This window comes from Nitrospinota bacterium, assembly GCA_016208975.1.
Taxonomy (GTDB): domain Bacteria; phylum Nitrospinota_A; class UBA7883; order UBA7883; family JACRLM01; genus JACQXA01.
Window position 1 is genome coordinate 244,157 of record JACQXA010000004.1, and the last position, 14,259, is coordinate 258,415.

Genomic DNA, 14,259 nt, shown 5'->3' on the forward strand with positions numbered 1-14,259 from the left:
CGGCAGGTTACGTTCTGGCGTTGGGGTAAGAGCCCAGCGCCTTGAAAAACTGCGTTTGCCCTTTCACTCGGTTCAAGGCCCATTGCACCCCGGGGTCGCCCAGGTTCCCCTCGAAATCCACGAAGAAGAGATATTCCCAGTCCGGGGTTTTGGTGGGGCGGGACTGTATTTTTGAAAGGTTCAGCCCTTTGGAAGCGAAAGGCCGCAAAATGCGGTGGAGCGCCCCCGAAGAATCCTTGATGGAGAACACTATGGAAGTCTTGTCTTTGGAACTGGGGGGGGCCTTGTCCAGCGAGATAACAAAGAACCGGGTCTGGTTACCGGGCCTGTCCTCTATCTTCCCGGCAAGGATGGGCAGGCCATAGATGGCCCCGGCCTCCGCCGCCCCTATGGCGCCGCCGGTTTTGTCTTTCTGCGCGCGGATGGCCGCCTCCGAAGATGAGGATGTCTCTATTATCCTCACGTCCGGCAGGTTCCGCGCCAGCCAGCCCCGGCACTGGCCCAACGGCATGAATTGGGTATAGATGGTCTTGATGTTTTTCAGCGACGCGGCCTTTGACAGTATGTTGTGATGAACGTCGAAATAGGTTTCGCCATAGATGTTCACCCGGCCTTCGGTCAAAAGGTCCATGGTCTGGCCGATGGCCCCTTCAATGGTGTTTTCGACCGGAACTATCCCGAAATCCGCCTTGCCGTTCTCCACCGCCTTGAATACCGATTCAATGCCAGACTCCAGAGCGTATTTTGACGACGCCCCGAACAGCCGCATGGCCGCAAGATGCGAAAACGTGCCCGCCGGGCCCAGGCAGGCCACCAGTATTTCCTTTTCCACAGACCGGGTGGCGGAGAATATTTCCCTGAAAACGCCTTTAAGGGCTTCGCTAGAGAGCGGCCCCCGGTTGTTTTCCGCCACCCTCTTTAAAATCTCGTTTTCCCTGGACTGGACGTAGACCGGGGAATTCTTTTGTTTTTTCAGCTCCGCAATTTTTCTGGCCAGCCCTGCGCGCCGGTTTAACAGCTTTACAAGGTCGTCGTCTATGCGGTCTATCATCGCGCGGATGGCGCCCAGGTCGTCCATAAAGGAATTGCCCCATTGGTTCAGTATCGACATGCGAATCGTAAACCAAACGTGGCGCGCGTTCAACAGGCAAAACGCCCCTGCGGGATGGTATGGTATATTTGCATGATAAGGATATCGCGCCCCAACGCGGCGCGCGCGGCCTGGATGTAGCGCCGCCGGATTTTATGCGGCGCTCAATACCCCCGGTTAACCTGGAATTTAAACGTGAGCGTTTGGCTACTTGCTATTTGCGGTGTCAGCATGTTTCTGGTGCTGTTGTCCTGGCCCTCGGCGTGGCTGTCCTCGGCCGAATTAATACCATTTGGCATCCATGTCATTTGGGGCGTATTCGCCTGTTTTATCGTCATGTTAATGCTGTTCCTCACCATGTTTTATTTTATCGTCACAGGCAACGCCGTTACAAAGCTGGCCATGAGCGAGGAAGGAAGCTCCAAGTTCCACTACCGGAGCAAGCGGATAAAAAGAAGGCTGTTCATATGGATGCTGGTGAGCATGGGGGTCATTATGGCCGCCCCGATCTCTGGCGTCTCCCATTATTTGCTGGTGATCCCCAAATGGGAACACACTCTGGCGGCGGTGCTGGCTCTGGTATTCCAGGTAATCACGACGGCCCGGATTTACCACATGATGGCGGAGAACGCCCTTATAATAAAAGAGGCCTTCAAAGACATTGGGGCGTATGAAAGAAACCACTACCGGGATTACTGGGGCAAACTTACCGAAGAAGATCTGAAAGCCAGGGGAATTAGGGGGGGAATAAGGCCTTTAAAAAAAGGTTAGGCCTCCGCTTCTCCATTTTTCCCGCCGGAGAGAAGTCTTCCGGCGATCTCCTTGAAAAGTTCACCGCTTTTTTCGCCTGGCTCGGGTTTGGCCACAAACCCATCAGCTTGCGCCGCCGCGTCGAAAATCCCCCCTACCACCAGCGCCGGAACCGGGAAGGATCCAAGATTTTCCCTCGCCTGCCTGATGAACCGCCCCTCATGAGCTTTTGCGATGGAGGATTCCACAACCAAGAGCGCTGGTGCCGGGAATTTTCGCAAATATCCATCAGCCTCCACGATATTTTCCGCGGTTACTGACTCCACGCCTATTTCCGCTAAAAGCTCCGCAGTGGTTTCCCTGCTTTTTTCAACCGGATCCACAACCAGGGCATACGCCCCGGCCGGGGGCAGGCTCAAATAAAACACCGTCCCCTCCCCTTTGACCGATTCCACCGATATGGAGCCGCCATGGGCTTCCATCAGGTCCCGGCAATATGGCAGGCCCAGCCCTGTGCCCTTCTCCCCCCTGGAGCCCAAAGTGGTGGTCTTCACCTCGTGTTTGAAAAGGTCGGGCAGTATTTTCGGGTCTATTCCCGGACCGCTGTCTTTTATCGCGACAACATCGCTTTTGCCCTCCGGGATAAAGAAAACCACAGAATCCCCGGAATCCAGAAATTTTAAAGCGTTGGACAGCAGGTTCCTTATCACCTCGCCGTAAAGGCCCATGTCCGCAAAGATCATTGTCCCTTCCGGCGTCCGGTTTTCCACATTTATGTTTTTCATATCGGAGGCGTAAGCCATGCTGGCAATGTGCATGTCTATCAGCGGTTTGGCGTCGAGGAAAATCTTTTTGGCCCTTATCCTGCCCGTCTGGAGCCTGCTTATGTCCAGCAACTTGTCTATCATGGACAGCAGTCCGTCCCCGGCGGCCATGGCGCGGCGCAGGGGATCCAGTTCCAATACGCCCCCCTTTTGACCCACCTCCGACTCCATCAGGCGCAACATGCCTATGATGGAACCCAGCGGCGCCCGCAAATCGTGGGATACCAGCGACACAAACTTGTCTTTCAGCGCCGTGGCGTCTTCCGCGCGCTCCTTGGCCAGCTTCAGGGCTTCTTCATCCTTCATCCTGCGCGTCACGTCGCGGGCGATACCCTCCAGCGCCACCACCTCACCCCATGAGCCATAAACCAGCGAGTTGGAAAGCTCCATCCATACCGTTTCGCCGTCCTTGGACTCAAGCCGCAAAGTGACCGCGCGCTCCACGTCGCTGGCCATGTTGATGATGTCGCTCATCACATGGCGGTCGTCCTCATGGATGCATTCCAGCCAGAGCCTGTGGTTTTCGTAGTATTCCTCCGGCGTATATCCCAGCACGGCCACAATGGAGGGGGACACGTACTCCAGCCGGATGGACGGAGTAAGGCTGAACCGGTAAATGATGTCCCGTGCGTTCTCCACCAGCAGGCGGAACCGCCGTTCCTCCTCCACAAGCCTCATTTCCGCCTGCCGCCTCTTGCCTGCCATATACCCGATGGCGACAACCACCCCGGCGATGGACATTAACCACGCGGCCACAATCTGGTAGAACACCTTTTTGACGTGCGCCAGGTCCGTCCGCTGATGGTACGCGGCCCGCTCACCGGCGTTTTTCAGCTGGAGCATGGCTATGTTGTACATGGCGTCGAACCGGCGCATGGCCTGTTCGCCGGACGGGCCTGTTATTTCAGCCAGGTTGTTCCGGGTGAACCGCTCCAGGTCTTCTAAAAGCCGGGTGGTGTTCCGGAGCTTCTCCTTGATTACCGGGTCGCCCGTGTCCGGCGCCAGCCTTATGCTCTCGGCCATGGATTGGCTTGTTTCGGCGAAAATGGCATCCAGCTTTTCCATGTCCGGCTCATAAGCGGCCATGGAGGCCTCGTCCAGCCAAAGATGCCCCTCGGTAAGGAGTAGCTCCACATTCCTGATATGGCTGTGCAGAGCCACCTCTTTTTGCACGAGGCGTTCCCACACGAGGTTGCTGTATATGATGAGGCCCACGGCCGCCAGACCCACGAAGGCCACCGCGGCGATGGCGGGCCTGCCCGCTTTCCATCCGCCGCCCAAAAGCCGCCGGATGGCCCGGAGCGCCCGCCGGACAGGAGCCTTCCGCCGCTCCTGTCCGCCACGGAGCGGCCCGGCGCTCATACTTCGGCTCATAATCCCTTAAAGATAAGGTTAAACCCCGGCTGTGGAAAGCGTCGCCAGCAGAGCCTTGGCCTCGGCGGGAATGGCGCCCGGCTCCACCAGCCTCTTTTCGCCGGTCTTGCGCGTCTTAAGCTCCACTTTCCCCTCTGCCAAACCTTTTTTGCCGACCACCACCTGCAACGGGAACCCGATGAGGTCGGCGTCGTTGAATTTCACGCCGGAACGCACGTCCCGGTCGTCCAGTATGGGGTCGAACCCAGCGTCCATCAGGGCCTGGTATATCCCCTCCGCCGTTTTCACCACCTCGGCGTCATCCATGTTCAGGGGAACCACCGCCACGTCGAAAGGGGCGATGGCCGGGGGCCAGATAATCCCCTTGTCGTCGTGGTTCTGCTCTATGGCGGCGGCGGCGCTCCTGCCCACACCGATGCCGTAACAGCCCATTATCATGGGTTTGTCCTGTCCGGAAGCGTCCAGAAAAGTGGCTTTCATGGATTCGGAATACTTCACGCCCAGCTTGAAGATGTGCCCCACCTCTATGCCTTTGGCCAGCTTCATGGCGCCATCCCGGCACCGGGGGCAAGCGTCGCCCGCTATCACATTCCTGATATCGGCGTAAGTTGTAACGTTAAAATCTCGGTCCGGATTAACATTCACCAGATGGGTGTCCGCCTTGTTGGCTCCGGTGGCGGCGCCGCTCATCACTTTCACGGCGTTGTCGGCCACTATCCTGATTTTCATGCCGACAGGGCCCAGGAACCCGGCTGGGGCTCCGGTGGCGGCGGTAATCTCCTCATCGGCGGCCAGGGCCACTTCCACGGCTCCAAGTGCCCGGGCCAGTTTCACGTGGTTCACCTCGTGGTCGCCCCGGCAAAGGGCCGCCACTATCTCGCCGCCGTCTGTGCGGTAGATAAGGGTTTTAATGAGCATGGCGGGCTCCAACCCCAGGAAGGCGGAAACTTCCTCTATGCTCTTTTTACCCGGCGTGGGCGTATAGGCCATGGGTTTTTGCTCCGGCGCGCCGGATTGAGCAGGCGCGGATATTTCCACCTTCTCCACGTTGGCCGCATATTCACACTTGTCGCAATAGGCTATGGTGTCCTCGCCGGACTCGGCCAGCACCATGAACTCGTGGGAGAACGACCCGCCAATCTGCCCCGTATCCGCCTCCACCGCCCGGAACGAAAGGCCGAGCCTGCGGAATATGGCGTTATAAGCCCCGCGCATGGCCTCGTAATTTTTATTGGCCCCGTCGTCGTCCATGTCGAAACTGTACGCGTCTTTCATGGAAAACTCGCGGCCCCGCATCACGCCGAACCGGGGGCGGATTTCGTCCCGGAACTTGGTCTGTATCTGGTACAGGTTCACCGGCAGGTCGCGGTATGAGCGCACGTCACGCCGCACCAGGTCTGTCACCACCTCCTCGTGGGTGGGGCCGTAACAGAACTCCCGGTCGTGCCGGTCTTTCAGCCTCAACAATTCCTTGCCGTAAACGTCCCACCGGCCCGATTCCTTCCACAGCTCCGCGGGCTGTATGGAAGGCATGAACACCTCCATGGCCCCGGCGCGGTCCATCTCCTCTCGCACGATGTTCTCTATTTTGCGCACGGTCTTAAGCCCCAGCGGCAGAAGGGAGTAAACCCCGGCGGCCAGTTTTCTTATCATGCCGGCCCGCATCATAAGCCTGTGGCTGGCCACTTCGGCCTCGGAAGGAGCTTCTTTAAGCGTGGGAGCGTAGTATCTGGTAAATCTCATCCTGTGTGCCGCCTGAAAAATCGTTATTGTCTTATCGGGACATATTAGGTGAAAGGTTCCACCGGCGCAACATAACCCTCGTGGAAAAACAGGGCCGAAGCTTCACAACTGCGGCCAGGGCGTGTTATGGTTTATCGCGTCCGTCAACACAGGCGGAGGCATTAGCTTGATAAAGGAAACATGACGTTAAAAGATTTCACCCGCTCGTTCACCGAAAACTTCATGGGCTCGGCGCCTAAGTGGTACAAGCTCACGGTCATCGCATTCCTTGTCGTAAATCCCGCGCTAATGCTTCTGGCGGGAAAAACCGCGGCAGGATGGGTCCTGGTGGCGGAGTTCATATTCACCCTGGCAATGGCCTTAAAATGCTACCCGCTCCAGCCGGGCGGCCTTTTGGCGCTGGAGGCCATTGTCATGGGCATGTCCACCCCGGACAGGGTTTACGAGGAGGCCCATCATAATTTCCCGGTCATCATGTTACTCATGTTCATGGTGGCGGCGATTTTTTTCATGAAAGACCTCCTGCTTTACATATTCAGCAACGTGCTGGTGAAGATCCGCTCGAAAATCCTTATTTCCCTTTTGTTCTGCGCTTTGGGCGCGTTCCTTTCGGCCTTCCTGGACGCTCTCACCGTTGTGGCGGTGATTATGACCGTGGGCACGGGCTTTTACTCCGAGTACCACCGCCACGCCTCCGGGGCCGATATTGGAAAAGAGCGGGACCATTCCGACGATTCCCAGGTGAAGGAAGGACACAAGGAAGACCTGGAGGAGTTCCGCGGGTTCCTGCGTAACATCCTGATGCATGCGGCGGTGGGCACCGCTTTGGGGGGTGTGACAACTCTTGTGGGGGAGCCGCAAAACCTTTTAATAGCCCACGTGATGGGTTGGCATTTCGGCGAATTCTTCCATATCATGTCGCCGGTCACCATGCCCGTGCTTTTCATTGGGTTCCTGACCTGTATTGCGGTGGAAAAACTGAAAATCGCCGGGTACGGGCGGCAATTGCCGGATTCTGTAAGGGATGTGCTTCGAAACTACGCCGAGCGGGAGGCGCTAAAACTGGGCCCCAAAGACCGGGTTAAACTTGCCGTTCAGGCGGCCATGGGCGCAACGCTCATCATGGCGCTGGCGTTCCATGTGGCGGAAGTGGGGGTTATCGGGCTAAGCATGATAATCCTGCTTACGGCGTTGAACGGCATAACCGACGAGCATCAGTTGGGCCGGGCCTTCCATGAGGCGTTGCCGTTTACGGCCCTTATTGTGGTGTTTTTCGCCGTGGTGGCGGTTATCCACGACCAGGCTCTTTTCAAACCCATTGTGGACTGGACCATGACCCTTCGGGGACAAGGGCAGTTAATGGCGTTCTACGCCGCCAGCGGCGCGCTCTCCGCCGTAAGCGACAACGTTTTCGTGGCCACCATTTACATATCTGAAGCAAAAACTTTATTCGATGCGGGGTTAATAGACCTGGCCCAGTACAACCTTATAGCCGTGGCCATCAACACCGGCACCAACATACCCAGCGTGGCCACACCCAACGGCCAGGCGGCTTTTCTTTTCCTGCTCACATCCACGGTGGCGGCGCTGGTGCGGCTCTCCTACACCCGGATGCTCATCCTTGCCCTGCCATATACCATAACCATGACCACGGCGGGTTTCATAGCCGTGGCGTTCTGGCTGTAAACGCCGGGCGGGGTTTTAACCTTCCGCTTTAAGTGATTCGATATTTTTCTTGAGCGCTCCGGCGCGTTTTTTCATCTCCAGGGCGCCCAGAACGCCTTCCTCTGTGATGTAGCCTGTTATCAACTCCGGCGGCACGGACTCGAAATATACGTTGGCGCATATCTCCGGGTGAAGCTCCCATACCTCCTCCGGTTGGTTGCTTTCCATGTCTAACCCCAAACCGTCATCTGTGGCGTTTATTTTATACGTGTCCGCCGCAACCATGAATTTTACGCCCCGCTCCCGGGCCAACAGCGCCAGCTGGTAACTTCCAACCTTGTTGACGGCGCCCATGTCTGGCAATAAGGTGTCGGCGCCGATGAGGGCCATTCCGGCTTTCTCTATGAACACCCCCATCTGCGCGTCGGTAATCAGGGTTACCTCGGCCCCGGCGCTCCTGGCTGAAAGCGCCAGCTTGCGCCCCTCAAAAAGGGGCCGCCCCTCGGCGATAATCACCGGCGCGCCGCCGCCGCTTTCAAGCAGTATGTTCTCCACTGTGGAGGAGTAGCTTATGGTCATAACCGGGGCGCTGGAGGAAACCAAGCTCCCGCCCAGCGTGGCGATCTTCGCCATCCGTTCCGCCGCGTCTTCAGCCACCCGGGCGGCGGCCCATTGGGCCATGGTCACTCCGGGCCGCTCACCGTGCCCCACCACCAGCTCCCGGATTATCCTGTAATATTCCGCCGCCAGGTTGGCTATGGGGGCCATGGCCGGGCGGACGCCCGAAAGGGCCAAGGCGGTTTCCCGTGTGTTGGCCAGGGCCGTGCCGATATCCCGCCGGATGAAATACTCGAAGGCGTCCCGTAAAAACTCCACTCCCGTCAGGGCCAGCTGGGCCGCCCCCTTCTCCCGGTCGCCCCGAATGCGGGCCAATCCGTTATCTATAAATTCCATGTTTTCCATCGGGCGATTCTACACTCCACGGCCATCTTCATTCCACAATTAACCTGCGCATCGGGCCATGCTATAATCCGGAAACCACGCCCGCCGGAAGGTCCCATGCGGGCTCTCACGGAAGTAAAACGATGAAAGACACTATAAAGTTCGACATCCTTTATGGCCGGTGCCAAAAATGCGACGGCCCAGTTTTTTTCACCCAGACAATAGACTGGGACGGGAACAGGGTAAACTCGCTCCAGTGCTGGAACGGCCACTATGAAAGTATCCAGGTGGCGGAGTTCGAGTTTGTGGACGAGAAAAACCTGACACGGGAACAGATAGAAAGCATCCTGCCTTTCGTCGGCTTTGTCCGCCTGGACGGCGAGGCTTAAAACCCAGGGCTGACCAGCCTTTTTTCCGAAAGGGAGCGCCGTGCCGGATTCCGCCGCCAAACGGCTTGAAAAACTTCGAGAGCAAATCCGCAAGCACGAGCGGCTCTATTATGTGGAGGACGCCCCGGAGATTTCGGACTCCCAGTTCGACACGCTCATGCGGGAACTTCTGGATTTGGAGGCGGCCCATCCCCATCTGGTCACGGCCGATTCACCTTCGCAAAGGGTTGGCGGCGCCCCCGCCGATGAGTTGAAACCAGTAGCCCACAACCCCAACGCCCCCATGCTTTCGCTGGACAACGCTTATAGCCTGGAAGAGCTGGAGGATTTTCATAAACGCGTCATCAAGAACCTGGGCTCCGAAATTTTCAAATACACCGCCGAGCCGAAGATAGACGGGCTTGGTGTGTCGCTGGTTTATGAGAACGGCGTTTTAACCTTGGGCGCAACCAGGGGCGATGGAGTTACCGGCGAAGATGTGACGGCAAACCTGAAAACCGTGCGGTCTGTGCCATTGAAAGTAAATCCTCCCAAGGGGATGGGGCGGTTCGAGGCGCGGGGCGAGGTATATTTGCCCAGGGACGCTTTCGAGACGGTTAACGACCAGAGGGAAGCCGAAGGTTTACCGCTATTCGCCAATCCCCGCAATTGCGCCGCCGGGTCTTTGCGCCAGCTGGATCCCAAGATAACCGCCTCGCGGGGGCTGGAGTTTTTGGCCTACGCCCTCATAGCCACCGATGCGGCGGGACGCCCCATAACCGTGGTGGACTCCCATCACGCGGCCATGGATCTGCTAAAATCGCTGGGTTTTAAAACCTCCGGCGCCACGCTGTTGCAGGGTTTGCCCGAAGTGGCGGAATATATCGAGACCTTCGATAAAAAGCGGGACACCCTCGGTTATGACGTGGACGGGGTGGTGGTGAAGGTGGACTCTTACCGGCTCCAGGCCGAGCTTGGCGCCACCTCCAAATTCCCCCGGTGGGCCATAGCCTATAAATACCCCGCCCGGCAAGCCACCACCAGAGTACTCAACATCACGGTACAGGTGGGCAGGACCGGGGCGTTAACCCCCGTGGCGGAGCTTGAGCCGGTGGAGATTTCCGGAAGCGTGGTGGCCCGGGCCACCCTTCACAACGAAGACGAGATCCGCAGGAAAGACATCCGCATTGGCGACTGGGTTTTCGTGGAGAAAGGGGGCGAGGTAATCCCCAAGGTTGTGAAGGTTGTGGAGTCCCGCCGCACGGGGGAAGAGATAATTTTCCAGATGCCCCCCCATTGCCCCGCCTGCGGCTCGGCGGTGTTCCGGCCCGAGGGGGAGGTTGTGGCCCGGTGCGCTGGCTCCTCTTGCCCGGCCCAGTTGAAAGAGCGCCTGCGTCATTTCGCATCCCGCGGGGCCATGGACATAGAGCATGTGGGCCCGGCGCTGATAGACCAGTTGCTGGAAAAAACCCTGGTCCATGACGCGGCGGACATTTATTACCTGACGATGGAAAACCTGATGGGGCTGGAGCGGATGGCGGAAAAATCGGCGGGCAACGCGCTTTCGGCCATCGAGGAGAGCAAATCGCGCCCGTTAAGCAGGCTGATATTCGCCCTGGGCATCCGTTACGTTGGAGCCCGCGGGGCGAAGATATTATCGAAGAATTTTCAATCGCTGGACGACATCCTCTTGGCTTCGGTGGAACAGTTGACGGCCATCCCCGAAATTGGCCCCAGGGTGGCCGAGAGCGTTCATGTGTTCGCGGGGCAGACGGCCAATAAAAAATTGGTCGAGAAGCTAAAAAAAGCAGGAGTGAACATTAAGGGGGAACGGCAAGCCGGGGGACGCGGGCTGGCCGGAAAACAGTTCGTGCTTACAGGGGGTCTGGAAGGCATGACCCGCAACGAGGCCAAGGAGCGTGTGGAAACCATGGGGGGCCGGGTGACCTCCACCGTCAGCAAGAAGACCGATTACGTGGTGGAAGGGGCCGAGGCGGGCTCCAAAGCCGAAAAAGCGCGCGAGCTGGGGCTGAAAATAATCAGCGAAAAGGAATTCGTCAAACTGCTGGAAGATGCGGCAAAAGAGGGAAAGGGCCAGCAGAACCTGTTTTAGCGTGAAACGAAAATGGCGTTACCGGCGGAACGTCGGTAAATCTCCACGCCTTCGCGGATTATCCTGCTTTTCATCGTCTCGGCGCCCAATCCTTCATAGTGAACCGCGTCCACGGTGAATATAATGGGCAAATCATCCAGCGCCGCCCGAATGGCAAGATATTCCTCAAAACTCATATCCGGGGCAAATACCGCGATGTCTATATCTGAATAGTTTTTGTAATTACCGGTGGCGCGGGAACCGAAAATCACCGCCCGCTCCACCTTGCCAAAACCGCGCAAGACGTTTGTTATTTTCTCAACCAGTTTTTCATCCAGGCCGAACCGGGTCATTCCCATCAACCTAATGATTCCAGTTTTTTAACTAGAGTCTCAAAAAGCCCCGTTGCATGGTCTTTTATGAAACTGTAAACCCGCCTGGCCATTTCCTCGTCATAGGTGTGGCTTGTCAGGTTCCTGGTTTCATGAAGCCCGGACCATCCATTGCCATCATCGATCAATCCTTGCTTTAACGCTTCACGAAGAGTGTCTCGCGGGTTTCTTGCGTCTATGTCCAAATTTTCCAGCCAAAGCTTCATGGCCTTCCACGCCAATTCATAGGTGGACTCGAAACGCTGAATGGCCGCGTCCCGTATCATGGGCGATTCAGGCTCGCTCAAAGCTTCGCCCAACCTGGCGGCCGCTTTGATGAAATCGCTCCTTTTCTCAACAAACCGTGGTTTATCAAACGCCATTTTCCCTACCCCCGGAACTCGCCAGCGACATACTTGCGGAGGCTTGGTATCGCCATCCGGTCTATCAGGTCCAGCAGGCGCGGATCCACCTGGTTGGCGGTCTCCAGCTCGTCGAAACCGCGGATGCCATGATCGTGCTCCCCCAGGTAATAGGGCATAACGCGGGTTTGCCCTTTCTCGAAGGCGTCGAACAGGTTGAAAGCCTTCAGAAAAGCGATGGCGCACTCCAGGTAAAGGGGACGGATGCCGCGCAAATATCGGGAGAAGGGCTCCGTGATAATCCGCCGGGTCGGGGTTTCGGAAAGCCCATGGTTCACAAGCTGTCGCTTGAAATACATCGCCGCGTCCACCCGTTCGGGCAGGAATTTCGCCCGCTCTTCCCGCTCATACCCTTCCGCAACCACTATAAGGGCATGGTCGTTTTCAGCCAGTTTCCCCGCGATGTCGCCAAGGATCGCGTCCGGCAGTTTGAAACCCGGCAGAACGATAAGATGCGCCCGCGCCGACGCGCCGGACATAAGGGCGTGTTTACCACTGTCCCGCCCCATCATCTCAAGAATGTATATCCGTTTGTGGGTGTAAGCGTCGTCGAAGAGCCCCCGGGCGATCTTGGCGCCTTCCTCGGCCCCGGTAAGGTAGCCCACGGCTATATCGCCTTTGATGTCTGAATCCACGGAGACGTTTATAAATCCCGTCTGCGCGTCCGGCAGAAGCTCGTTGAGCGCCTTGATGCCCATAAGGGTACCGTTGCCACCCACGCCGATGACGTGGGAAAACTCCATCTCCCCGATATATTCGGCGGCTGATTTCTGTTTTTCAGGCTTGATGAATTCAGGGAAACGTTCAGAGCGGAACTCGCACCCGGGCTGGTCCACCGCCCGGTATAGCGAACGGGTGGGTATCCCCTTGGCGTTGAGTTTCCAGCTTGTGCGTCTGCTCATCACCAGCCGGATGAGCCGTTCTTCGGCGTTATGGTCGCCGGTGAGCGAGCGGAACCCCTCGAACGCGGCGTAAACCTTGTACCCGCGTTTGTCCCCCTCTTCGGTCAGCGATGTGGCCACGGCTGTGTAGCCCGGCGCATTGCCCCCGTCGAATACCAGCAGAACCTTTTTATTTTCGGCCATGGCCAACATTATAAACCAGAGGCCATGGGAATACTTAAGCGGACGGTTATATATTTTTTAATTTTCCGTTACCGTTCCGCCGGATTGCTGGCCGTGGGATCATGAGCCATCCGTGCGCCGCCGTCACTTCCGGATCACATACCCCACTATTACCCCAGCCGCCAGGGACTCCGCCAGCGTGCCCAGGAACCAGCCCAGGGCCAGCATATATGGTATAGGCATAACAGAATAAGAGCCGTAGCCCATGGAAATACCCCATGCGATCCCGAACAGCCCGCCAAAGGTAAGGCCGTTCCTCATGCTCTTTTCCGCCACCAGGCTGTAATAGATATGGACGAACACCACAGCCGAAACGAACGTCACAAGATACATCAACCAGATAATCATCTCACCCATTGGCCGCCAAAGCGCCTGGGACGCCTCGTAAAGCGGCATAAGCAAGACGCCGTGTATGAGCGCGTCCATCAGCGTCCACACCACAAAAACAGCGGCCACCGCCGCAATATAGCGCTTTTCCATGGCAGGCCTCCTTGTGAAACCGCGTTATGGGTACTTCTACCGGTTAATATAAACCTTCATGGAAAAATCGCGCAAACCGCGCAAGACCCGCCGGACCCCAGGACAGGATAGAACGCCCGCCCAAAGGTAGTGTCTCAGTTTGAAAGTACAGGGGAGATTCTTCACTTACGCCCAGAATGACAATATAAAAGCCGTTGATAACATTGTCATCCTGGGCGAAGCGCAAGCGAAGTGAAGGATCTGTCTATTATTTGGGATTCAAACTGGGACACCACCCGCCCAAACAACATGTTGAATTCCCGGAGCCAATAGGGTAGTTTTAAAGGCTGTATTTGTGAACCACCGGCTAGCGACATCCGCCGGCGAGAGGAGATTATGCCCAAATTAGTTCCAAGCGAAGACGACCGGGGTAAACGCCCCAAGAGAAGAAGAAGAAGGGCCGACGCCGTAGAAGAGACTCCCAAAGATGTGGGCGACAAAGCCGTTGAGGTTGAAGGCACCGTGCTGGAGGCGCTTCCCAACGCCATGTTCAAGGTGGCCCTGGAGAATAACTTCACCGTGCTGGCCCACGTTTCCGGCAAGATGAGGAAGTTTTTCATCCGCATCCTTCCCGGGGACAAGGTGAAGCTGGAGCTTTCCCCATACGACCTTACCAGGGGCCGGATTACCTACCGCTACAAATAAAAAAACGGCGGCCCGTTTATGATAAACAGGCCGCCGCAACCTTCGGCGGTTCCTCTACAAGTCCGCTAAAACCTTTGCGGCGTGTCCCGCGGCCTTAATGTTGTAATAGGTCTTGAATACCCTGCCCTCTTCGTCTATCACCACCGTGGAACGGATCGCGCCTTCGCTAACCTTGCCATAGTTGTTCTTTTCCCCCCATGCGCCGTAGTCCCGCAAGATTCCGCCTGAAGGGTCGGACAATAGCGTAAATGGCAGGTCGTACTGGCCGGCCCACTTTTTCAGGGCTTGGGGAGTGTCGCGGCTGGCTCCGGCGATCACAGCGTTCTTCTT

14 protein-coding genes are annotated in these 14,259 nt (G+C 57.1%); 5 read left to right on the forward strand and 9 right to left on the reverse strand.

Going from position 1 to position 14,259, the window contains the following annotated elements:
- Positions 1-7: 7 nt before the first annotated feature.
- Positions 8-1,111, reverse strand: a complete 1,104-nt coding sequence (gene pheA, locus HY751_04700) for a prephenate dehydratase (protein ID MBI4665694.1) — start codon at positions 1,109-1,111, stop codon at positions 8-10.
- A gap of 174 nt (positions 1,112-1,285) precedes the next feature.
- Between pheA and HY751_04705 the strand changes: the two genes are divergently transcribed.
- Positions 1,286-1,861, forward strand: a complete 576-nt coding sequence (locus HY751_04705) for a hypothetical protein (GenBank protein ID MBI4665695.1) — start codon at positions 1,286-1,288, stop codon at positions 1,859-1,861.
- Here HY751_04705 and HY751_04710 read toward each other — a convergent pair.
- Together HY751_04710 and HY751_04715 are read right to left on the reverse strand one after the other, a co-directional pair.
- A complete protein-coding gene (locus tag HY751_04710) occupies positions 1,858-4,026 on the reverse strand; it encodes a PAS domain-containing sensor histidine kinase (protein MBI4665696.1) in 2,169 nt (722 codons plus the stop codon). The genes HY751_04705 and HY751_04710 overlap by 4 nt on opposite strands.
- 30 nt (positions 4,027-4,056) lie before the next feature.
- Entirely contained in the window at positions 4,057-5,781 is a 1,725-nt protein-coding gene (locus HY751_04715) for a proline--tRNA ligase (GenBank protein MBI4665697.1), read from the reverse strand.
- Between the two features lie 180 nt (positions 5,782-5,961).
- On the opposite strand from HY751_04715, the gene nhaB reads away from it, so the two are divergent.
- On the forward strand, positions 5,962-7,467 hold the full coding sequence (gene nhaB / locus HY751_04720; GenBank protein MBI4665698.1) for a sodium/proton antiporter NhaB: 1,506 nt from the start codon (positions 5,962-5,964) through the stop codon (positions 7,465-7,467).
- A gap of 15 nt (positions 7,468-7,482) precedes the next feature.
- Here nhaB and HY751_04725 read toward each other — a convergent pair whose 3' ends face one another.
- Positions 7,483-8,409: a hypothetical protein gene (locus tag HY751_04725; GenBank protein ID MBI4665699.1), complete on the reverse strand. Its 927-nt coding sequence runs from the start codon at positions 8,407-8,409 to the stop codon at positions 7,483-7,485.
- A 122-nt stretch (positions 8,410-8,531) separates the two neighbouring features.
- Between HY751_04725 and HY751_04730 the strand changes: the two genes are divergently transcribed.
- The gene (locus HY751_04730; protein MBI4665700.1) at positions 8,532-8,777 is read left to right on the forward strand and encodes a hypothetical protein; all 246 of its coding nucleotides are present in this window, start codon (positions 8,532-8,534) and stop codon (positions 8,775-8,777) included.
- A 40-nt stretch (positions 8,778-8,817) separates the two neighbouring features.
- Complete coding sequence (ligA, locus tag HY751_04735) at positions 8,818-10,869, forward strand: NAD-dependent DNA ligase LigA (protein MBI4665701.1); 2,052 nt, start codon at positions 8,818-8,820, stop codon at positions 10,867-10,869.
- Here the strand turns inward: ligA and HY751_04740 are convergent.
- The 4 genes from HY751_04740 to HY751_04755 all read right to left on the reverse strand — a co-directional run bounded on the left by HY751_04740 (position 10,866) and on the right by HY751_04755 (position 13,245).
- Entirely contained in the window at positions 10,866-11,201 is a 336-nt protein-coding gene (locus HY751_04740) for a nucleotidyltransferase domain-containing protein (protein ID MBI4665702.1), read from the reverse strand. The two genes, ligA and HY751_04740, sit on opposite strands and share 4 nt — an antisense overlap.
- A 5-nt stretch (positions 11,202-11,206) precedes the next feature.
- Positions 11,207-11,602 carry a nucleotidyltransferase substrate binding protein gene (locus tag HY751_04745; GenBank protein MBI4665703.1) on the reverse strand — a complete coding sequence of 132 codons (396 nt, stop codon included), beginning with the start codon at positions 11,600-11,602 and terminating at the stop codon, positions 11,207-11,209.
- Between the two features lie 5 nt (positions 11,603-11,607).
- Entirely contained in the window at positions 11,608-12,726 is a 1,119-nt protein-coding gene (locus HY751_04750; GenBank protein MBI4665704.1) for a 6-phosphofructokinase, read from the reverse strand.
- 123 nt (positions 12,727-12,849) lie between these two features.
- On the reverse strand, positions 12,850-13,245 hold the full coding sequence (locus HY751_04755; GenBank protein MBI4665705.1) for a hypothetical protein: 396 nt from the start codon (positions 13,243-13,245) through the stop codon (positions 12,850-12,852).
- A 375-nt stretch (positions 13,246-13,620) separates the two neighbouring features.
- Here HY751_04755 and infA point away from each other — a divergent pair, with 375 nt between their 5' ends.
- Positions 13,621-13,929, forward strand: coding sequence for a translation initiation factor IF-1 (gene infA / locus HY751_04760; GenBank protein MBI4665706.1), 309 nt, complete (start codon positions 13,621-13,623; stop codon positions 13,927-13,929).
- 54 nt (positions 13,930-13,983) lie between these two features.
- Here infA and HY751_04765 read toward each other — a convergent pair whose 3' ends face one another.
- Positions 13,984-14,247 (reverse strand): redoxin domain-containing protein, encoded by a 264-nt coding sequence (locus HY751_04765; protein MBI4665707.1) that lies wholly within the window; start codon positions 14,245-14,247, stop codon positions 13,984-13,986.
- Between the last annotated feature and the right edge of the window lie 12 nt (positions 14,248-14,259).

Bases quoted from the DNA above. Each gene is read 5' to 3' on its own strand.
- HY751_04710 (MBI4665696.1), bottom strand. From the start codon at position 4,026: ATGAGCGCCGGGCCGCTCCGTGGCGGACAGGAGCGGCGGAAGGCTCCT.
- infA (MBI4665706.1), top strand. From the start codon at position 13,621: ATGCCCAAATTAGTTCCAAGCGAAGACGACCGGGGTAAACGCCCCAAG.
- pheA (MBI4665694.1), bottom strand. From the start codon at position 1,111: ATGTCGATACTGAACCAATGGGGCAATTCCTTTATGGACGACCTGGGC.
- HY751_04755 (MBI4665705.1), bottom strand. From the start codon at position 13,245: ATGGAAAAGCGCTATATTGCGGCGGTGGCCGCTGTTTTTGTGGTGTGG.
- HY751_04745 (MBI4665703.1), bottom strand. From the start codon at position 11,602: ATGGCGTTTGATAAACCACGGTTTGTTGAGAAAAGGAGCGATTTCATC.
- HY751_04730 (MBI4665700.1), top strand. From the start codon at position 8,532: ATGAAAGACACTATAAAGTTCGACATCCTTTATGGCCGGTGCCAAAAA.
- HY751_04725 (MBI4665699.1), bottom strand. From the start codon at position 8,409: ATGGAAAACATGGAATTTATAGATAACGGATTGGCCCGCATTCGGGGC.
- HY751_04750 (MBI4665704.1), bottom strand. From the start codon at position 12,726: ATGGCCGAAAATAAAAAGGTTCTGCTGGTATTCGACGGGGGCAATGCG.
- HY751_04715 (MBI4665697.1), bottom strand. From the start codon at position 5,781: ATGAGATTTACCAGATACTACGCTCCCACGCTTAAAGAAGCTCCTTCC.
- nhaB (MBI4665698.1), top strand. From the start codon at position 5,962: ATGACGTTAAAAGATTTCACCCGCTCGTTCACCGAAAACTTCATGGGC.
- HY751_04740 (MBI4665702.1), bottom strand. From the start codon at position 11,201: ATGACCCGGTTCGGCCTGGATGAAAAACTGGTTGAGAAAATAACAAAC.